This window comes from Pseudoponticoccus marisrubri, from assembly GCF_001482405.1.
GTDB lineage: Bacteria > Pseudomonadota > Alphaproteobacteria > Rhodobacterales > Rhodobacteraceae > Pseudoponticoccus > Pseudoponticoccus marisrubri.
Genome location: NZ_LPXO01000007.1, coordinates 143,590 through 162,624, shown reverse-complemented (window position 1 = coordinate 162,624; position 19,035 = coordinate 143,590). Strand labels below are relative to the sequence as shown.

21 protein-coding genes are annotated in these 19,035 nt (G+C 69.3%); 4 read left to right on the top strand and 17 right to left on the bottom strand.

What is annotated here, in order from left to right:
* Positions 1 to 13: 13 nt before the first annotated feature.
* Positions 14 to 211, top strand: coding sequence for a hypothetical protein (locus AVJ23_RS22850; protein ID WP_157772675.1), 198 nt, complete (start codon positions 14 to 16; stop codon positions 209 to 211).
* Positions 204 to 1,505: a flagellin N-terminal helical domain-containing protein gene (locus tag AVJ23_RS13370; RefSeq protein ID WP_058862699.1), complete on the top strand. Its 1,302-nt coding sequence runs from the start codon at positions 204 to 206 to the stop codon at positions 1,503 to 1,505. The genes AVJ23_RS22850 and AVJ23_RS13370 overlap by 8 nt, the downstream gene beginning before the upstream one ends.
* A 91-nt stretch (positions 1,506 to 1,596) precedes the next feature.
* Here the strand turns inward: AVJ23_RS13370 and AVJ23_RS13365 are convergent, their stop codons facing one another.
* From AVJ23_RS13365 to hmgA, 14 genes are all read right to left on the bottom strand, one after another.
* On the bottom strand, positions 1,597 to 2,253 hold the full coding sequence (locus tag AVJ23_RS13365; protein ID WP_084794569.1) for a nucleoside triphosphate hydrolase: 657 nt from the start codon (positions 2,251 to 2,253) through the stop codon (positions 1,597 to 1,599).
* A gap of 100 nt (positions 2,254 to 2,353) precedes the next feature.
* Positions 2,354 to 3,118 (bottom strand): Phenylacetic acid catabolic protein, encoded by a 765-nt coding sequence (locus AVJ23_RS13360; protein WP_058862698.1) that lies wholly within the window; start codon positions 3,116 to 3,118, stop codon positions 2,354 to 2,356.
* Between the two features lie 9 nt (positions 3,119 to 3,127).
* Positions 3,128 to 4,198 carry a 1,2-phenylacetyl-CoA epoxidase subunit PaaE gene (gene paaE / locus AVJ23_RS13355; protein WP_058862697.1) on the bottom strand — a complete coding sequence of 357 codons (1,071 nt, stop codon included), beginning with the start codon at positions 4,196 to 4,198 and terminating at the stop codon, positions 3,128 to 3,130.
* Between the two features lie 13 nt (positions 4,199 to 4,211).
* Complete coding sequence (gene paaD / locus AVJ23_RS13350) at positions 4,212 to 4,670, bottom strand: 1,2-phenylacetyl-CoA epoxidase subunit PaaD (RefSeq protein WP_058862696.1); 459 nt, start codon at positions 4,668 to 4,670, stop codon at positions 4,212 to 4,214.
* 1 nt (position 4,671) lies between these two features.
* A complete protein-coding gene (paaC, locus tag AVJ23_RS13345) occupies positions 4,672 to 5,433 on the bottom strand; it encodes a 1,2-phenylacetyl-CoA epoxidase subunit PaaC (protein ID WP_058862695.1) in 762 nt (253 codons plus the stop codon).
* A complete protein-coding gene (gene paaB, locus AVJ23_RS13340; RefSeq protein ID WP_084794567.1) occupies positions 5,433 to 5,771 on the bottom strand; it encodes a 1,2-phenylacetyl-CoA epoxidase subunit PaaB in 339 nt (112 codons plus the stop codon). The genes paaC and paaB overlap by 1 nt, the downstream gene beginning before the upstream one ends.
* 20 nt (positions 5,772 to 5,791) lie before the next feature.
* Positions 5,792 to 6,190: a hypothetical protein gene (locus tag AVJ23_RS13335; protein WP_058862694.1), complete on the bottom strand. Its 399-nt coding sequence runs from the start codon at positions 6,188 to 6,190 to the stop codon at positions 5,792 to 5,794.
* Positions 6,191 to 6,200: 10 nt separating this feature from the next.
* Positions 6,201 to 7,178, bottom strand: a complete 978-nt coding sequence (paaA, locus tag AVJ23_RS13330; protein WP_058862693.1) for a 1,2-phenylacetyl-CoA epoxidase subunit PaaA — start codon at positions 7,176 to 7,178, stop codon at positions 6,201 to 6,203.
* Between the two features lie 12 nt (positions 7,179 to 7,190).
* A complete protein-coding gene (pcaF, locus tag AVJ23_RS13325) occupies positions 7,191 to 8,393 on the bottom strand; it encodes a 3-oxoadipyl-CoA thiolase (RefSeq protein ID WP_058862692.1) in 1,203 nt (400 codons plus the stop codon).
* Between the two features lie 303 nt (positions 8,394 to 8,696).
* A complete protein-coding gene (locus AVJ23_RS13320; protein ID WP_058862691.1) occupies positions 8,697 to 8,885 on the bottom strand; it encodes a DUF2783 domain-containing protein in 189 nt (62 codons plus the stop codon).
* A gap of 5 nt (positions 8,886 to 8,890) precedes the next feature.
* Positions 8,891 to 10,519, bottom strand: a complete 1,629-nt coding sequence (locus AVJ23_RS13315) for an FAD-dependent oxidoreductase (protein ID WP_084794565.1) — start codon at positions 10,517 to 10,519, stop codon at positions 8,891 to 8,893.
* 241 nt (positions 10,520 to 10,760) lie between these two features.
* The gene (locus tag AVJ23_RS13310) at positions 10,761 to 11,711 is read right to left on the bottom strand and encodes an MBL fold metallo-hydrolase (RefSeq protein ID WP_058862689.1); all 951 of its coding nucleotides are present in this window, start codon (positions 11,709 to 11,711) and stop codon (positions 10,761 to 10,763) included.
* Positions 11,712 to 11,787: 76 nt separating this feature from the next.
* Entirely contained in the window at positions 11,788 to 13,047 is a 1,260-nt protein-coding gene (gene fahA / locus AVJ23_RS13305; RefSeq protein ID WP_058862688.1) for a fumarylacetoacetase, read from the bottom strand.
* A gap of 142 nt (positions 13,048 to 13,189) precedes the next feature.
* On the bottom strand, positions 13,190 to 14,545 hold the full coding sequence (gene hmgA / locus AVJ23_RS13300; protein ID WP_058862687.1) for a homogentisate 1,2-dioxygenase: 1,356 nt from the start codon (positions 14,543 to 14,545) through the stop codon (positions 13,190 to 13,192).
* Positions 14,546 to 14,647: 102 nt separating this feature from the next.
* Here hmgA and AVJ23_RS13295 point away from each other — a divergent pair, with 102 nt between their 5' ends.
* The gene (locus AVJ23_RS13295; RefSeq protein WP_240484645.1) at positions 14,648 to 15,142 is read left to right on the top strand and encodes a MarR family winged helix-turn-helix transcriptional regulator; all 495 of its coding nucleotides are present in this window, start codon (positions 14,648 to 14,650) and stop codon (positions 15,140 to 15,142) included.
* A gap of 268 nt (positions 15,143 to 15,410) precedes the next feature.
* Positions 15,411 to 16,610, top strand: a complete 1,200-nt coding sequence (locus tag AVJ23_RS13290) for a hypothetical protein (protein ID WP_157772674.1) — start codon at positions 15,411 to 15,413, stop codon at positions 16,608 to 16,610.
* A 66-nt stretch (positions 16,611 to 16,676) separates the two neighbouring features.
* On the opposite strand, the gene cbiB is transcribed toward AVJ23_RS13290, so the two are convergent.
* The 3 genes from cbiB to AVJ23_RS13275 are packed head-to-tail and all read right to left on the bottom strand — an operon-like array spanning position 16,677 to position 19,014.
* A complete protein-coding gene (cbiB, locus tag AVJ23_RS13285; protein WP_058862684.1) occupies positions 16,677 to 17,621 on the bottom strand; it encodes an adenosylcobinamide-phosphate synthase CbiB in 945 nt (314 codons plus the stop codon).
* Complete coding sequence (locus tag AVJ23_RS22620; RefSeq protein WP_058862683.1) at positions 17,618 to 18,433, bottom strand: hypothetical protein; 816 nt, start codon at positions 18,431 to 18,433, stop codon at positions 17,618 to 17,620. Before AVJ23_RS22620 ends, cbiB begins: the two co-directional genes overlap by 4 nt.
* Positions 18,424 to 19,014 carry a histidine phosphatase family protein gene (locus AVJ23_RS13275; protein WP_058862682.1) on the bottom strand — a complete coding sequence of 197 codons (591 nt, stop codon included), beginning with the start codon at positions 19,012 to 19,014 and terminating at the stop codon, positions 18,424 to 18,426. The genes AVJ23_RS22620 and AVJ23_RS13275 overlap by 10 nt, the downstream gene beginning before the upstream one ends.
* Positions 19,015 to 19,035: the final 21 nt, after the last annotated feature.

Genomic DNA, 19,035 nt, shown 5'->3' with positions numbered 1-19,035 from the left:
CAATTGTGCGCAATTGGCCGGCACCGCGCCGCACGGTTTTAGCTTTCTTTTAGCAGGATCTGGCGAGGGTGTGCCCGCACCAGAAAGGGTGGCGCAGACCGAAGGACAAAAGGGCTGCACGCGTCAAAACGACGAAACCACGCCGGTCGCGGCGGATGAAATCGGCGCCAAAACGCGCTTCGTGAAGAGCAAGGACAAGAACCATGTCTAGTATCCTGACCAATAACGGCGCCATGGTCGCGCTGCAGACCCTCAAGACGATCAACACCAACCTGTCCAACACGCAAGAGGAGATCTCGACCGGCAAGCGCGTCGCCACCGCCAAGGACAATTCCGCGGTCTGGGCCATCGCCAAGGTGATGGATGCGGATGTGAAAGGGTTCAAGGGCATCTCGGACAGCCTCAACCTCGGCCAGTCCACCGTCTCGGTCGCGCGGCAGGCGGCCGAGACGGTCACCGACCTGCTGACCGACATCAAGGGCAAGATCGTCGCCGCGCAGGAAGAGAATGTCGATCGCGACAAGATTCAGGCCGATATCAACGCGCTGCGCGACCAGATCTCGGCCGTGGTGGGCGCGGCGCAGTTCAACGGGCTGAACCTGCTGTCGAACACCGAACAGACCGCCGGATCGGGCCAGATCAACATCCTCGCCTCGCTCGACCGCTCGGGCACCGGGGTGACGGCCTCGGACATCACGGTGGGCAAGCAGGATCTCGGGACCGGCGACTCGTCCATCGGGGCGGCCCTGACCGCGCTGGCGGCGGGCGCCAACGACGTGTCGGGCTTCGGCGATGCCGCGGCCGCGGCGCTGACCGGCGCGGCGGCGGCGCCCAGCGGCACGACCACCTTCGGCGCTGCCTCGACCGACACCGTGGCGGCCGGCACGGGCTTCTCGATCGAGATCTCGGCCACCGCGGGCAACGGCCCCGCGAACACGACCGGACGGAACGAGATCAAGTACGTGGCCCGCGACGGCGACACCATGGCCGATGTGGCGGCCGGCCTGGCGCTGCAGTTCAACAAGTACATGAAGGCCGACCTGGGCGCCGACAACGTGGGCACGATCGACGCCACGGCCAGCGGCAACCAGCTGAGCTTCACCGGCATCGACAATGTGGGCGACAACTTCAGCGTCACGGTGCAGCAATACGCGGCCGATGCCACGACCACGATTGGCGGGCGACTCGCCGATCTCAGCGATGTCGACGTGACCACGCAGGCCGGCGCCAACAGTGCGCTGGACGATATTGAGGGGGTGCTGCAGACCGCCATCGACTCGGCCGCCGCCTTCGGCTCGGCCCAGGGCCGGATCGAGACCCAGGCCGATTTCGTCTCAGGGCTGACCGATGCGCTGAAATCCGGCATCGGCGCGCTGGTCGATGCCGACATGGAGGAGGCTTCGGCCCGGTTGCAGGCGCTTCAGGTCCAGCAGCAGCTGGGCGTGCAGGCGCTCTCCATCGCCAACCGGGCGCCGCAATCGCTGCTCTCGCTGTTCCAGGGCTGATGGCATCGCGCCCCGGCTGATCGCGACGGGTCCGCCCCTCGGGGTGGGCCAGTCTGCAGCCGCGCTGCCATGACCGGTCCGGGGCCGCGGCTCAGTCGCTCAGGCGCAGATCGACCGTGCCGACCCCGGCCACGACGCGGCGCGCATTGGGAATGTCGTTGCCCATCGCCTTCTGCCGCGCTGTCTCGGGATCATGGCCATAGGACAGCCAGCGCGCGACCAGCCGCCGCTCCAGCTCTGCCACCGGCACGTCGAGGAAGACCGAGAAATCCCAGAGCATCGCCAGCGCTTGCCAGGGCGCTTCGTCGAGGCAGAGGTAATTGCCCTCGACCACCACGATCTGTGTGTCGGGGCGGATCTCGGCGGCGCCGGCAATGGCGATCTCGCGGGCGCGGTCGAAGACCGGCAGGATCACCTGCGGCTCGCTTCGGATCCGTCGCAGCGTGGCGTGGAAGCCGCCGAAATCGAAGGTCTCGGGCGCGCCCTTGCGGGGCAGCAGGCCCTGCGGCTCCAGCAGGCGGTTGTCGAGGTGGAACCCGTCCATGGGCATCAGCACCGCCGCCTCGCCGCGGGCCTGCAGCGCTTCGGTCACCGCCTCGGCCAGGGTCGACTTGCCGGCGCCCGGCGGGCCGGCAATGGCGATCAGCAGCCGTTCGCGCGTGCGGGGCAGGGCGGCGATGCGGTCGGCGATCTGCGTGGCGCGCGGCGCGACGGACGCGGGCGGCTGGGACGGGGCGGGGTCTGTCATGAGCGGGCCTCGCGCTTGGTCGGGATGGACGGGCCGGGGCCCTGTCGGCCCCGCGCCCCCGCGATCCTGCACCAGCCGTGGCCGGGATGCCAGCCCGTGCTCAGGCGGCGACCGCGGCGCTGTCGACCCGGGCCAGCGCCTCGTCCAGCGCCCCCTCCCACGCCGCGCGCATCTGCGCCGCATCGGCATGGCGCAGTCCCCAGCCGCGCAGCTGGGCCATGCGTTCGGGCGCGGGGTCGGCGAACATCGCGGCGACACGCGGACGCCAATAGGCGACGCTCTCGGCGATCGCGGCGCGTTGGCCTTGCGCGGCAAGCCGGGCCAGCCCTTCCTCGGCCAGCTCGGTATGGCGCGCCTCGCGCGGGGCGAGGCCGCGGATCGCTTCGGCCAGCGGCTGATAGGAGGCCTGGGCCAGGTCGCGCAGCTGCACGTCCACCGCCAGCCCCATCACCAGGTTCATTGTCACCGCGTCGGTCCAGCCGGCCAGCGGGTAGTTGAACACCGACAGGCGCATGTCATGCGCACTGCGGGTGCGGCCCGGTTCGGTTTCGCGCGGCAGCCGGTCGGTCCAGGGATGGTGCGAGACATAGCGCCCGGTCGCGGCGCCGAACTCGCCCATCAGGCGCAGCACGCGATCGGCATTGTCGGTCTTCTCCAGCACGATTTTCGCGGCGGCGATGCGTTCCTTGATGCCCGGCCCGTCATTGATCACGTCGGCAAAGCCCGCCGCCCCGGCCAACTCGCTGTCCACGAAGGCGGACATGATCTTCATCAGCTCGGCCCGGTAGCGCGGCGGCACGTTGGCGGGGTTGGTAAGCTTGCCGCCCTGCGCGAGATAGTCGGCGATGTTCATCTCTTCGGTCATGGCGGCCCCCTACTGGTCGTAATCGACGGTGACGCGGTCGGTGAGCGGGAAGGACTGGCAGCTGAGCACATAGCCCTGCGCGACTTCGTAATCCTCCAGCGCGTGGTTCGCGACCATCTCGACCTCGCCCTCCAGCACCTTGCAGCGGCAGGTCGAACAGACGCCGGCCTTGCAGGCATAGGGCGCATCGAGCGCGTTCTCGAGCGCCGCATCCAGCACCGAGACCTCCTTGGACATGGCAAAGCTGCGCGTCGCGCCGTCCAGCGTGACGGTAGCCTGCGTCTCGGCGGCCGTGTCCTTGGCCGCCCCGGCCGCGCTGGCCTTGCGGGTCACCCGGCCGGGCTGGGCGCTGGCGAAAAGCTCGAACTTGATCTGGTCATCGCTCAGCCCGTGCGACTTCAGCGCCGCGGCGATGCCCAGCATCATCGGCTCGGGGCCGCAGATGAAGGCCGTCTCGACATTTTCCACGTCGATCCAGTGCGCGAAGAGTGCCTCGCATTTCTCGGCATCGACGCGGCCCTGGAACAGCTCGATGTCCTGGGCGTCGGATTCCAGCACGTGGATCACGTTCAACCGGCCCATGTAGCGGTTCTTGAGATCCTCCAGCTCCTCGCGGAACATGATCGTGTTCACGCCGCGATTGGCGTAGACCAGCGTGAAATCCGAGCGTGGCTCGGCGGCGAGCACGGTCTTGAGGATCGACAGGACCGGCGTGATGCCCGAGCCGCCGGCAAAGCCCAGGTAGCTGCGCGCCTGCGCGGCATCGAGCGGCGTGTGAAAGCTGCCCATGGGCTCCATCGCTTCCAGCACCATGCCGGGCTGCAGCTCCTCATTGGCCCAGGTCGAGAAGGCGCCGCCATCGACCTTCTTGATGCCGACCTGCAGGATGCCTTCGTCGCGGCCGGCGCAGATCGAGTAGGAGCGGCGGATCTCGGTGCCGTCAAAGTCTCGGCGGAAGGTCAGGTACTGGCCCTGGATGAAGTCGAACGCGGCGCCATTGGCGGGCTTCAGCGTCACGACCACCGCGTCGCGGATGGTCTTCTTGACATCCGTGACGGTCAGTTCGTGGAAACGCGGCATCGGGCGGGTCTCCTCAGATGCATTTGAAATAGTCGAAGGGCTCCAGGCAGGCGTTGCAGCGCCAATGGGCCTTGCAGGGGGTCGAGCCGAACTGGCTGACGCGGACCACGTCTGCCGATCCGCAATGCGGGCATTTCTCGGGCCCGCCGGCGGGCGAGGGCGGCGCGATGCCGTATGCTTCGAGCTTGGCACGCCCCTTGTCGCTCAGCCAGTCGGTGGTCCAAGGCGGCGCGATCTGCGTGCGGATGCGGATCTGCTCCACCCCGCGATCGCGCAGCGCGGTCTCGATATCCATCGAGATCACGCTGGTGGCCGGGCAGCCGGAATAGGTGGGCGTCACCGCCACCTCCAGCGTGTCATCCTGCCAGGCCACGTCGCGCACGATGCCCAGATCCACGACCGAGATCACGGGGATCTCGGGATCGGGCACCTGGTCGAGCCAGTCCCAGATCTGTGCCTCGGTTGGTTTCATCCTACCACGTGGCCCCCGGATAGGCGCGCTGCAGCCACTGCATCTGGGTCAGCATGTGGCCCAGATGCTCGGTATGGCGGAAACCGGTGCGGCCGCCGGAATGGGCAAAGCGGCTGTCGGGCAGGGTCAGCGTGGCCTCGGCCATGGTCTGGGTCAGCGCCGCGTCATAGGCGTCGCGCAGGCTGGCGGGGTCGGGCGCGATGCCGGCCTCTTCCATCGCCGCGTCGACCGCATCGCTTTCGAACATCTCGCCCACGTAAGGGTAGAGCAGGTCCAGCGCGGCCTGCATCCGCCGATGGCTTTCCGAGGTGCCGTCGCCCAGACCCACCACGGTGTCGCGCGAGCGTTCCACGTGGTAGGCCACTTCCTTGACCGACTTGGCGGCGATGCCGGCGACCCGCTCGTCCGAGGAGCCCGCCAGCGCCTGCAGCATCAGCAGGTGGTACTGGTCGAACAGGTATTGCCGCATCATGGTCTGGCCGAAATCGCCATTGGGCTGTTCGGCCAGCAGCACGTTGCGAAAATCCCAGGCGTCGCGCAGCATGGCGAGGTCATCGGCCGAACGGCCGTCGCCCTCGATCTCGGCGGCCAGGCCCAGCCACATCTGCGTCTGCCCGATCAGGTCCAGCGCCGTGTTGGCCAGCGCGATATCCTCTTCCAGCACCGGCGCGTGGCCGCACCATTCGCTGACCCGATGCCCCAGCACCAGCGTGTTGTCGCCCATGCGGCACAGGAATTCGAAGAATGCCTCGTCGCGTGTCATCACATTGCCCCTACGTCTTCGGGAATGTCGAAGAAGGTCGGGTGGCGGTAGACCTTGCTCTCGGAGGGCTCGTAGAGCGGACCCTTGTCAGAGGGCGAGGAGGCCGCGATATGCCGCGCCTCGACCACCCAGATGCTGACGCCCTCGTTGCGACGGGTATAGACGTCGCGGGCGTTCTTGATCGCCATCTCGGCATCGGGGGCGTGCAGGCTGCCCACGTGGCGGTGGCTCATGCCATGCTGGCCACGGATGAAGATCTCCCACAGCGGCCATTCATGGCGCTTGGGTTTGGCGTTGGTGTCCGGCGTGTCCGGATAGGCGGCGTTCGGGGAACTCATGGTCGTTTCTCCTCCGGTGGTCAGCGCGCTTTTGCGTCGCGGACCCAAATCAAGGTCAGGATGGCGGCCAGGCCGCCGAAGGCAGCCGTGATCAGCCAGTAGGCCAGGGTGCCCCCGCCGTTCAGCACCTGCGCCAGCGCGTCGGACAGGTTCACCAGCGCCAGCCCGATGACGGTGGCCCAGATCGAGACAAGCGCGTAGGGCACCATGACGCGGTGCCGGGCGGCCCCGAAGAACAGCGCCATGTAGGTGACCAGCGTGAAGGCGATGATCTTGTCCTGGTAGGCGTAGAACGGCGGGTCCCAGTAGACGAACAGGACGGGGATCTTCAGCCCGAAGAAATGCGCCGCGCCCATGCAGGCAAAGAAGGCGACGCAGATCATCAGCAGGCCGCGCAGAAGGGGGGTCGGGGCCTCCATCGGGTCTCTCTTACTCGGCCGCCATCCGGCGCGCGGCCTTCTTCTCGGCATGGGCCAGCAGCCCGTCGCGCACCCATTTGCCGTCATCCCAGGCCTTGTTGCGCGCGGCCAGCCGTTCCCGGTTGCACGGGCCGTTGCCCTTCAGCACGTCGAAGAACTCGGACCAGTCGGGCTGGGTGAAGTCGTAATGCCCGGTCTCCTCGTTCCAGGTCAGGTCCGGGTCGGGCACGGTCAGGCCGAGATATTCCGCCTGCGGCACGGTCTGGTCGACGAATTTCTGGCGCAGCTCGTCATTGGTGTTCATCTTGATCTTCCACGCCATGGACTGCTCGGAATGCACCGAGTCCTTGTCCGAGGGGCCGAACATCATCAGCGAGGGGTACCAGAAGCGGTTCAGCGCATCCTGCGCCATCTTCTTCTGCGCCGGCGTGCCCTGGGCCATCTTCATCATGATGTCGTAGCCCTGCCGCTGGTGGAAGCTTTCTTCCTTGCAGATGCGGATCATGGCGCGCGAATAGGGGCCAAAGCTGGTGCGCTGCAGCGGCACCTGGTTCATGATGGCCGCGCCATCGACCAGCCAGCCCACCGCGCCCATGTCGGCCCAGGTCAGGGTGGGGTAGTTGAAGATGGACGAGTATTTCATCCGCCCGTCCAGCAGCATCTCGGTCAGCTCGTCGCGGCTGACGCCCAGCGTCTCGGCCGCGCAGTAGAGATAGAGGCCGTGGCCCGCCTCGTCCTGCACCTTGGCCAGCAGGATCGCCTTGCGCTCCAGCGTGGGGGCGCGGGTGATCCAGTTGCCCTCGGGCAGCTGGCCGACGATCTCGGAATGGGCGTGCTGGCCGATCTGGCGGATCAGCGTCTTGCGATAGCCCGCGGGCATCCAGTCCTTGGGCTCGATCTTCTCGCCCGCGTCGATCCGCGCCTGGAAGGCGGTCAGCTTCTCGGGGTCTTCCTGCGTCGCTTCGGACTTGATCATCTGTGCGTACATGGACTGCCTCCTTCAGACACGTTCGAGGATCAGCGCGGCGCCCTGGCCGACACCGACACACATGGTGCAGAGCGCATAGCGCCCGCCGCCGCGTTTCAACTGGTGGGCCGCGCTCAGCACGAGCCGCGCGCCGGACATGCCCAGCGGGTGGCCCATGGCGATGGCGCCGCCCTGCGGGTTCACCCGCGGGTCGTCATCGGCTACGCCCAGCTGGCGCAGCGTCGCCAGCCCCTGCGCGGCAAAGGCCTCGTTCAGCTCGATCACGTCCATCCGGTCGATGGTCAGCCCCAGCCGATCGAGGATCTTGCGGCTGGCGGGCACCGGGCCGATCCCCATGATGCGCGGCGCCACCCCGGCCGAGGCCATGCCCAGCACGCGGGCCATCGGCGTCAGGCCATGGGTGCGGGCCGCCGTCTCGCTGGCGACCAGCAGCGCGGCGGCACCGTCATTGACGCCGCTGGCATTGCCGGCGGTCACGCTCAGGTCCGGGCCGTTCACGCCGCGCAGCCCGGCCAGCTTCTCGGCCGTGGTGCCGGGGCGGGGATGTTCGTCACGGTCGACGATCACCGGGTCGCCCTTGCGCTGCGGCACCTCGACCGGCACGATCTCGTCGGCGAACAGCCCGGCCTGCTGCGCGGCCTCCCACCGGGCCTGGCTGCGCGCGGCAAAGGCGTCCTGGTCGGCGCGGCTGACGTCGAAATCGGCCGCCACGTTGTCGGCCGTCTCGGGCATGGAATGGGTGTCGTACTGCGCCTTCATCTTGGGGTTCACGAAGCGCCAACCGATCGTCGTGTCATAGACCGCGTTCGACCGGGTGAAGGCCGCCTCGGGCTTGGGCATGACGAAGGGGGCGCGGCTCATGCTCTCGACGCCGCCGGCGATGGTCAGCTCGTAATCGCCGGCCTTGATGCCGCGGGCGGCAAAGCCCACCGCGTCCATGCCGCTGGCGCAAAGCCGGTTCACCGTGGTTCCGGGCACGCTTTCGGGCAGCCCGGCCAGCAGCGCTGCCATGCGTGCGACGTTGCGGTTGTCCTCGCCCGCCTGGTTGGCGGCGCCGTAGATCACCTCGTCCACCGCTTCCCAGTTCACGCCGGTATTGCGCTGCATCAGCGCGGCGATGGGCAGCGCGGCCAGGTCATCGGCACGGACCGAGGACAGAGCCCCGCCATACCGTCCGATCGGCGTCCGGATGCCATCACAAATCAGCGCGTCCATGAAGCGGATCCTCCCTGTATATTCCTCGACCTTACGGTCGGTTTATGCGCGGTGCCCAAGATTCGCGCAAGAAAAAAGTTACCGAATTTTCGCGATCCGGAATTTTTGTAACACGTCAGAAATGGGTCCTCCCGTCACATCGTCAAGCAGTATGCGCGGGAAGTCGCCCGCCGCATAGGGGCGGCGTGCCGCAGCGGTTGCGGCCTGTCGGGTCGGAAAACGGGGAGGGGGCGCCGCGCCGGAACGGTCCGGGGTGCGCGAGGACGTCGCGCCGGGCCCCGTTCAGGCGCCCGGCGGGAAAGGTCAGGGCTTGCGCGCGGCGGCAAGCGCCTCGGTCAGGGTGGCGCGGTCGCCCACGTGGTTGGCCAGCAGCAGCACCAGCCGGGCGTTGAAGGCGGCGCTCTCGGCGTCGCTCAGCCCGTCATGGGCGCGGATCAGCTCGGCATAGAACTCGTCGGGATCGGCGATATTGGGCTGGGTGTTCAGGGCCATCGCGCTCACTCCTTGCCACAGGCCCGACGCAGCGCGGCGCGCAGGGCGGTCTCGTCGTAGCGGTCCCAGCGGGCCACCACGTGCTGATCGGGCCGCACGAGGTAGACGGCCCTGTCCGCGCTGCCCAGGTAGCGCTCGGCCAATGCGCCGCTGGCATCGTCACGTGCCGAGAGCGCGTGGCGCCGCGCGGTCACACCGTCTTCGGTCAGCGTCTCGGGCGCCTCGGCATCCAGCGTCAGGATCGTGAAGCCGCCCCCCAGCGCGTTCAGCAGGTACCCGTTGCCCACGGGCGCGTCGGGACAGGGGCTGCCGGGGCGCGTGCGGGCCGGTCCGCCAGGCAGCGCATCCGCACCGGTCAGCGACAGCCCGTCATAGGTGCAGGGCACCGACAGGCGGCCCGAATTCACCAGCGGCCGGGCAAAGGCGTGATGCTCGGCCAGGTCCAGCACGGCATTGCGGAACATGTGGCTGGCGGTCGATTTGGGCGTGATGAAATCCGTGGCCCGGGTCGAGTTCAGGATGTTCTCGTCGGCACCAAAGGCGCGTTCCTCGTGATAGCTGTCCAGCAGCCGGTCGGGCGCCTCGCCGCGGATCACCATGCCCAGCTTCCAGCCCAGGTTGTCCACGTCCTGCATGCCGGAATTGGCGCCGCGCGCACCGAACGGGCTGACCTGGTGCGCCGCATCGCCGGCAAAGATCACCCGCCCGTGGCGGAACTGCTTCATGCGGCGGCACTGGAAGGTGTAGATCGAGCTCCAGACGATCTCGTAGGCGACATCGCCGCCCAGCATCGCGTCCAGCCGGCGGCGGACATTCTCCTCCTTCAGCTCTTCGGCGCGGTCCACGTCCCAGCCGATCTGGAAATCGACCCGCCAGACATCGTCGGGCTGCTTGTGCAGAAGGGTGGAGGCGCCGGCGCCATGGCTGGGTTCGAACCAGAACCAGCGCTCGGTCGGGAAGCTGTCGGACAGCATGCGGATATCGGCGATCAGGAAGCTGTCCTGGAAGACGCGACCCTCGAAATCGAGCCCCATCATGCCGCGCAGCGGGCTTGAGGCGCCATCCGCCCCGATCAGCCAGTCGGCATGGATCGTGTAGGGGCCTTCGGGCGTGTCGATGTGCAAGATGGTGTGGTCGGCTTTCGTCTCGATCCGCTCGACCCGGTTCTTGCCGCGGATCTCGATCGGCGCGCCCTCGGCCTGCGCCGCGCGGACGCGCTCGACCATGAATTTTTCGAAATAGGGCTGCTGGAGATTGATGAAGGCCGGGAAGCGGTGGCCCTCTTCGGGCAGCAGGTTGAACTCGTAGACCTTGCGGTCCTCGTGGAACACCTTGCCGAGGTTCCAGACCACGCCCTTGTCCAGCATCGGTTGCGCGCAGCCATAGCGGTCGGCGATCTCGAGGCAGCGCTTGGCAAAGCAGATCGCGCGGCTGCCCATGCCGATCCCCTCGTGATCGTCCAGCACGGTGACGGGGATGCCCTGCAGGCCCAGATCCAGTGCGGTGGCGATGCCGATGGGCCCGCCGCCCATCACCACGACCGGGTGGCGCACGGGCGCGGCCGCGTCCTGGTCGGCCGAGCGTTCATAGGGATAGAGCCGGAAGGCGAGTTGGTAGCGGTCGTCCAAGGGCACGGTCTTCTCCTCCTCTTGCGATCGTGCCGAGGGCAGGTCGCCGACCCGCCCTGCGGAAATCCTTCATGGTCCGGGGCGCCGCCCGTGATCGGCCCGGTTCGTCCCCCGGGGCTCCGCCCGTTCGCGGCTCGATCTCTCGACCGGAGAGATCGCCGCTATGCGGACCGGCGCCATGCCGGGGCTCCGCCCGTTCGCGCCTCGATCTCTCCACCGGAGAGATCGCCGCTGCGCGGACCAGCGCTCACCCCTGCAGAGCCGCCCACATTTCCTTGTCGCGGGCGGCAGTCCAGATGCGGGGGGTGTCGATGCCGCGGGCCTCGTCATAGGCGCGGGCCACGTTGAAGGGCAGGCAGTGTTCGTAGATCGCGTAGTCGCTGAACTTGGGGTCGCACTCGGCGCGCACCGCGTCCCAGGCCTCTTTCAGCGAGCCGCCACGGGCGACGATGCGGGCCACGGGCTTGTAGGTCGAGTTGACGAAATCGGCGGTGCTGGCGATCGCCTCGGCCACCTTCTCGGGTCCGACAAGCGCGTCGCCGCGGCCCGGCGCGATGCTCTGCGGCTCGAAGGCGGCGATGTTCATCAGCGTGTCTTCCCAGTCGCCGAAATGCCCGTCGCCGCAATAGCAGGCCGAGTGGTACTCGACGATGTCGCCGGTGAACATGACTTCCTGGTCGGGCACCCAGATCACCGCGTCGCCCGCGGTGTGGGCGCGGCCGAGCTTCATGATGTCGACGCGGCGCTTGCCCAGCATGACGGTCATGCTCTCGCTGAAGGTGGTGGTCGGGCGGGTCAGGCCGGGGATTTCTTCGTGGCCCTGGAAGAGGCGGGGGAAGCGATCGAACTCGCTCTCCCAGTCCTCCTGACCGCGCTCCTCGACCATCGCGGCGGCCGTGTCGGACATGATGATCTCGCGCGCGCCATAGGCGCTGGCGCCCAGCACGCGCACCGCGTGGTAATGGGTCATCACCAGGTGGCTGATGGGCTTGTCGGTCACCGAGCGCACGCACTCGATCACCTTGCGCGCCAGCCGCGGCGTGGCCTGCGCCTCGACGATCATCACGCTGTCATCACCGATGATGACGCCGGTATTGGGGTCGCCCTCGGCGGTGAAGGCATAGAGCCCCTCGCCGATCTGCGTGAAGCTGATCTGCTTGTCTTCCATGTCGCCGGCGGATGCGAAGGCCTTGGTCATGTGATCTGTCCTTTGTCGGTCGGGCCGGGTGCGGGGTGGACGCCTCCGGCGGGAGTATTTGTGGAAAGATGAAAGCTCATGGCGCGAGCGGATCGGACGGGGCGGGGCGAACCGTGCCGGTGCAGTCCCCGAACCCCACCCGGTAGCCATCGCCCGTGGCCGCGCCGCGCAGGGTCAGCGTGTCGCCATCCTGAAGGAAGCTGCGCGTCTCGCCGCCCTCGAGCGTCAGCGGTTCCTTGCCGCCCCAGCTGAGCTCCAGCAGCGAGCCGCGGCTGTCCCGGTCGGGGCCCGAGATCGTGCCGGAGCCGAGCAGGTCGCCCACCCGCATGGGGCAGCCTGACGTGGTGTGGTGGCAGAGCTGCTGGGCGGCGGAATAGTAGAGCTGGTTCATGTTGGTCCGCGCGATCACCGTCTCGGCGCCGCCCTCTGGGGCAAGCGCGACCTCGAGCGCGATGTCGTAGAGCAGGGGCCCCGGTTCGGCCAGGTAGGGCAGCAGCGGGCGTTCGCGCGCGGGCGTCGCGGTGCGGAACGGCTCCAGCGCGGCACGGGGCACGATCCACGGGCTGATCGTGGTCGCGGTCGCCTTGGCCTGGAAGGGGCCCAGCGGCTGGTATTCCCAGGCCTGGATGTCGCGCGCCGACCAGTCGTTCAGCAGCACGTAGCCGAAGATCATCTCGTCCGCCCGGGCCACGTCGACCATGCCCTCGGAGGGCTGGCCGACGATGGCGCCCATCTCGAGCTCGAGGTCGAAGCGCGCGCAGGGGGCGAAACGCGGCAGGTCGTCCTCGGGGCCCTTGAGCTGGCCCCAGGGCCGCGTGACCGGCGTGCCCGAGACCACCACCGAGGAGGCCCGCCCGTTATAGCCGATCGGGATCGACAGCCAGTTGGCGGGCAGCGCGTTCTCGGCCCCGCGGAACATGGTGCCCACATTGGTGGCGTGATGCCTGCCGGCGTAGAAATCGGTATATTCCGCGACGGTGAAGGGCATCAGCATCGTGGTGCCGGCCTGCGGCACCAGATAGGGCACCAGCGCCTCGGGCTCGGCCGCGTCCTCGGACAGAAGCGCGGTCAGCGCGGCGCGGTAGCTGTCCCAGGCCTGCGCGCCGAGCGCCATGAACTCGGTCCAGTCGCCGAAGAAGAACACCTCGTCCTCGTCCTCGACGCGCAGCAGGTCGTCGCGTTCCAGCGCGGTGGCGTCGAGGATCATGTCCCCGATGGCCACGCCGCAATGCGGCTCGCCATCCTCGGCGCGGAAACTGCCATAGGGCAGGTTGTTCAGCGGAAAGTCGGTGTCGGGCGTGTTGGCCGACGCGACCCATGAGCGGTTGAGGGGCATTGCTGTCCTTCCATGTCTGTCCCGGGCGGGGGGCCGCCCCCGCCGCTGCCGGGCCGTCCGCCCCGGGCGATCGCGCGCCGCGCCCGTGTCAGCGGCCTTGGGGCCGCCTGCGCGGGGCGGTGCCTGCGCCCGGGGGGGCTGGTCATTTCCGGCCGGGCGTGCCGTCGAACTTCTTCTCGAGGCTGTCCCAGCAGTCGATATAGTCGTCCTGCAGCGGTGCCTCTTTCCCGGCGAAGGCGGTCAGGTGCTGCGGGAAGCGGGTTTCGAACATGAAGGACATGGTATTGTCCAGCTTCTCGGGACCCAGATCGGCATTCGACGCGCCCTCGAAGGCGTTGCGGTCGGGCCCGTGCGGGATCATCATGTTGTGGAGGCTCATGCCCCCGGGCACGAAGCCCTGGGGCTTGGCGTCATACTGGCCGTAGATGTTGCCCATCAGCTCGGACATGATGTTCTTGTGGTACCAGGGCGGGCGGAACGTGTCCTCGGCCACCATCCAGCGTTCGCGGAACAGCACGAAGTCGATATTGGCCGTGCCGGGAACGCCCGAGGGGGCGGTCAGCACGGTGAAGATCGACGGGTCGGGATGGTCGAAGAGGATCGCGCCGACCGGGCAGTAGCTGCGCAGATCGTATTTGTAGGGCGCGTAATTGCCGTGCCAGGCCACCACGTCCAGCGGGCTTTGCGGGATCTGCGTCTCGTGGAACTGGCCGCACCACTTTATCGTCAGGGTCGAAGGTACCTCGCGATCCTCGAAGGCCGCCACGGGTGCCTTGAAGTCGCGCGGATTGGCCATGCAGTTGGCGCCGATCGGGCCGCGGCCCGGCAGCTCGAATTTCTGGCCGTAATTCTCGCAGACGAAGCCGCGGCAGGGGCCTTCGAGCACCTCGACCCGGTAGACCAGCCCGCGCGGGATGATCGCGATCTCCTTGGGCTCCAGGTCGATGATCCCCAGCTCGGTGCAGAAGCGCAGCCGGCCTTCCTGCGGCACGACCAGCAGCTCGCTGTCGGCAGAGAAGAAATAGGCGTCCTGCATGCTCTCGGTCACGAGGTAGATATGCGCGGCCATGCCCACCTGCGTGTTCACGTCGCCGGCGGTGGTCATGGTGCGCATGCCGGTCAGCCAGGTCAGGCTGTCCTCGCCCAGGGGCACCGGGTCCCAGCGGTACTGGCCCAGGCTGGTGACATCGGGGTCCACGTTGGGCGCAGAGGCCCAGTAGGGCAGGTCGATCCGGGTGTAGCGCGCGGAATGCTTGACCGAGGGGCGAATGCGATAGGTCCAGGTCCGCTCGGGCGGGTTGGCGGTAAAGGCCGTGCCCGAGAGCTGTTCGCCGTAGAGGCCGTAATTGCATTTCTGCGGGCTGTTCATGCCCTGCGGCAGCGCGCCGGGCAGAGCCTCGGTCTCGAAATCATTGGCCCAGCCCGGCATGTAGCCCGGCGTGAGCCCCGTGTCGCGGTCGGCCTGAATCAGGCCACTGGGGTGGCGCATGGTGTTCATGGGGTCTCCTCCGGTTCGCTGGCGATGTTCTGGCACAGCAATGTTGCATATGCAATGAAATTTTCGCTGGGCGCGGCGCGGCCGGTTGCGTATGTCCCGCGCATGGCAGGGCACGATGACAGCGAGCAGGGCGCAGGAACGGGCATGGAGGGCTTGCCCGAGTTCGACCTGACCGGTTTCACCCCCTATCGCGCGGCGGTCGCGGCACAGTTCCTCAGCGAGCGGCTCGCGCGCGAGTATCGCAGCCGCTTCGGCATCTCGATCCCCGACTGGCGCGTGCTGGTGCACCTGGCCCATTCCGGTGGTGCCTCGGTGCGCGATATCGAGAACGCCGTGGTGATGGAGAAATCCAAGGTCAGCCGCACTGCCAGCCGGCTCGAATCCCGCGGCCTGATCGCCAAGCGTCCGCAGGCGCGCGACCGGCGGCTGGTGCACCTGACCCTGACCGAGGAAGGCCGCGCCCTGATGCGCGAGTTGCTGCCCTTGGCCGCGGCCTTCCAGGCCAAGCTGGAATCCGTGCTGGGCGCCGATTTCGAGAGTTTCGACCGCACGCTGGGCCGGCTGATCGAGATGCAGGCCGGCGAGGATCCGTTCTAGCGCGGGTGCGATCCGCGCTTTGAGAAACCGGGCCGCTAGGCTAGGCTGACGCGGCGGCAAGTGATTTCCGACCCGCCTGCCGGGAAAGACCAAGGATATTTCAACGGGCCCCGCGACGGGCCGCGCGCGCATCATTGGGATGCGGGGTGTTTGCCAGGTTCCAATGTGTCTCGTGACCCGCGTCCGGCGGTGGCCGACAGACCGAAAGGAATTGACGATGCGAACGGATCGATTGACCGCGCGGCGCGCCTTTTGCGCCGCCGCCCTGATGGCGCTTGTCCTGCCGGGGCCGGGCGGGGCGCAGGGCACGGCCGCGCCCGAGGCGGCGGTGCTGGCGGCCGCCCGCGATCATGGCTGCCGCCTGACCCGGGCCGAGGCCGCGCGCATCCCCGGCATCGCCCTGGCGCAGGCCGAACGCATCCTCGCGGGCTGGGTGACGAGCGGCCGCGCCACCCATGCCGAGCGTGCAGTCCGGCTGGGCGCCGAGCTCTGCGCCAGCCCGAACGTCGCCGCGCTGGGCCATCTCGGCTGGAGCGTCCCGGCACAGGCCGGCAGCACGCTGCCGCCGCCGCCGCGGATGGCGCCGACCGGGACGCAAGCTGCTGCCGCGATGCCGCCGCCGCCGCGGATGAACCAGGCCGGGAGGCAAGCTGCCGCCGCACTGCCCCCGCCGCCACGAATGAACCAGAGGGCGACGCAAACGGCCGACACGCTGCCGCCACCGCCTCGGATGAACCAGACGGCGACCCAGACGGCCACGGCGATGCCCCCGCCGCCGCGGATGAACCAGACGGCGACGCAAACGGCCACCGCATTGCCGCCCCCGCCAGCGGCCCAGGCAACGACCCAGACCGCCACGGGCATGCCGCCTCCGCCAGCAGCCCAAGCCGCAACCCGGACCGCCACCGCCTTGCCTCCGCCGCCGGCCGGCAATGCCGCCCCGGCGCCGCAACCGGCCGGGCAGGTGCCGCCGGATTACATCCCGCCGGACCCGTTCCTGCACTGGGTGATGGACCCCTCGCAGCGCAGCGAGCCGATGACCAAGGTGCTGCTGGCCTTCCGCCAGAACGCCTGCGTGCTCTACGAGGCCGAGCTGCCCGGCATCCTGCGCGATTACGGGTTGGCCGAGAACGACGCGGCCGATATCGCCGACCTGCTGGAGACGGATGGTTTCCTCGAGTTCGACGGCCCCTCCGCCTACCTGTCGTCGCTGCTCTGCGGCGCGCATGGCCTGCACCCGCGCGACCTGATCGGCCGCTCCGAGGCGCTGCTCACCTATATCGAGGACAGCGGCTGCCGGCTCGAGGAAAGCGCCCCGACCGAGGTGGCCCTTGCCGATGCGGGCTTCGATGTCGAGCAGGTGCGCGAGCTGGTCGACATCCTGCGCAATGACGGCCATGTCGACCTGATTACCGCGCCCAACGGCGCCGCTGAGGTCATCGCCACGACCGAGTTCTGCGGGTATTGAGGCGGACCGGGGTGGCGCGGGAATGACAGGATCGCGCGGTCCGGCGCCGACCTGACAGAGTGGCAGTCAGCTCCAGGCGACGATCAGTGCCATCAGGAGCAATGCCATCCCCCCCATCGCGCGCCGGTAGAGCGCCAGCGCGCGGGACAGATCGCGCGGGCTCGGGTCGGGGGCGGGCGCGTTGAGCCAGGGCTCGTCGGCGATCCGGTCGCCGTAGCGGCGCGGGCCCGAGAGGCGGATGTTCAGCGCGCCGGCCATGGCGCCCTCGGGCCAGCCGGCATTGGGCGAGCGATGGGCGCCGGCGTCGCGCCCCATGACATGGAGCGCCCTCCGCAGCCCGGGCCCGGAGGCCAAAGCGAAGAGCAGCCCGGTCAGCCGCGCCGGGATCCAGTTGACCGCGTCATCGAGCCGTGCGGCCGCCTTGCCGAAGGCCTCGAAGCGCGAGTCGCGATGGCCGATCATCGAATCCATCGTGTTGATCGCCTTGTAGACCGCGATCCCCGGCAGGCCCGCGACCACGCCCCAGAAGACCGGTGCGACGATCCCGTCCGAGGTGTTCTCGGCCAGGCTCTCGGTGGCGGCGCGGGCGATGCCGGCCGCGTCCAGCAGCGCGGGGTCGCGGCCCACGATCATCGCCACGGCACGGCGCGCGCCGGCCACGTCCCCCGCGACCAGCGGCCGGGCGACGGCGGCGACATGCGCATGCATCGAGCGCAGCGCGACCAGCGGCCAGGCCAGCACCGCGCCCAGCATCACGCCGACCCAGCCCGAGGGCAGCGCGAGCTGAACCGCCAGCGCCGGCAGCCCCGCCGCGGCCACGCAGAGCGCGCATGTCAGCGCGCCGCTGCGAAGCCGCCGGGTGCGGCTGCCATGGTTCAGCCGGGCCTCGAGCGCCTCGATCAGCCTGCCCATCCAGGTGACCGGGTGGCCGATCCGCGCATAGAGCCGGTCGGGCCAGCCCAGCGCCAGATCAAGCGCCAGCGCCAGCAGCATCATGGCAGCAAGGCTCATGCCGCCCCCGTCACGAAGGAGAGGATCCCGGTCAGCCCGGCCTCGGCCAGCGCCGTGCGGGCCGGGCCGTCCTCCTGCTCGGGCGGCAGGACCAGCCCGCGCGCCGAGCCGGTATGCGCGCGCACATGCCCCAGCGCGCCGGTGGCGCGGGCCAGCTCGGCCATCGGGTCTGCGGGGCCTCGGAGCGCGGTGCAGCGCATCGCCGACTGGCTGGCCAGCGCGGCGCAGCGCGCGCGGTCGCGGGTCTCGCAGGCGGCCTGCCAGCCCGGCACGAGGTCGTCGATCGGGGGAAACCCTGTATCGGCCGGGTCGGTGGGCGCCGGCGCGCCCCAGAATCCGCCCACGATCCGCAGGGGCGGCGGCGGGGGCAGGCGGGTCAGCACCCGCGCCGCGCGCGAGGCCCAGAGCACACCATCAGGCGCCTCCAGCATCAGCGGATCGCTGGCGCCTTCCACCGCGAGGCAGGCGCGGGCCAGCGCGTCGGGCGTGGCTTGTGTGCCCCCGGCGCGCGCCAGTGCGACCAGCATCGCGGTGGAGGCCCCGGCGCCCGCCCCGGGCGGCATGGCGCAGTCCAGCCCGGGCCAGGGCGGCGGCGGCAGGTCCAGCGCGCGGCCGAACGCGGCCAGCCTGTCGGGGGCAAAGGGCGGATCGGCCGGCCGGTCGGGCCGGCTGCGCACCGCAAGCGCCGGGCAGGGCAGGGTGACCAGCGCCACAACGTGCTCGGGGCCGAAAAGCCCCTGCAGCCACTCGCCGAAATGGCCGGCGACGGTGACCGTGAGCCAGCCGTCGCGCGTCCCGTGTCTCAGCCCCATGTGCGGTTGACCTCGATCACCGAGACCGGGCCCTCGGGGCCGACGCGCAGCCGGGTGACCGACAGGGGCGCGATCTCGAATCGCAAAGCGGTGACGGGATCGTCCAGAAGCCAGGCCAGCGCGGCGCGTGCCACCCCGGCATGGGCCACCAGTACGCGCGGTCCCCCGACCTCGTGCGCGGCGCGGGCATGGGCATCGAAGGCCGGCGCGGTGCGGGCGCAGAGATCGGCAAAGCTTTCGCCGCCGGGGGCGCTGTAGTCGGCCAGTGCCGCACCGCTCAGCGGCCCCAGATCGGGCAGGTCCTCGAAGGGCAGCCCGTCATGGGCGCCGAAATCCTGCTCCCATAGCAGCGCGTCGGTCTCGATCTCCGCGCCGGGCCAGAGCAGCGCGGCGGTCTCGCGGCAGCGCCGGGCGGGGCTGCTGACGCGGTCGGGCACACGGGCGAGCGCCGCGCGCATCCCCGGCGGCAGGTCCAGATCCGACGCGATCCCCGCATCGGTCCGGCCGTAGAGCCGCCCGCGCGGCATGGCGGGCGCGTGGCGTATCACCACCAATTGCGCCCCGTCTGCCCAGTCCTGCATCTGCACCCGGTCTTGCCACTT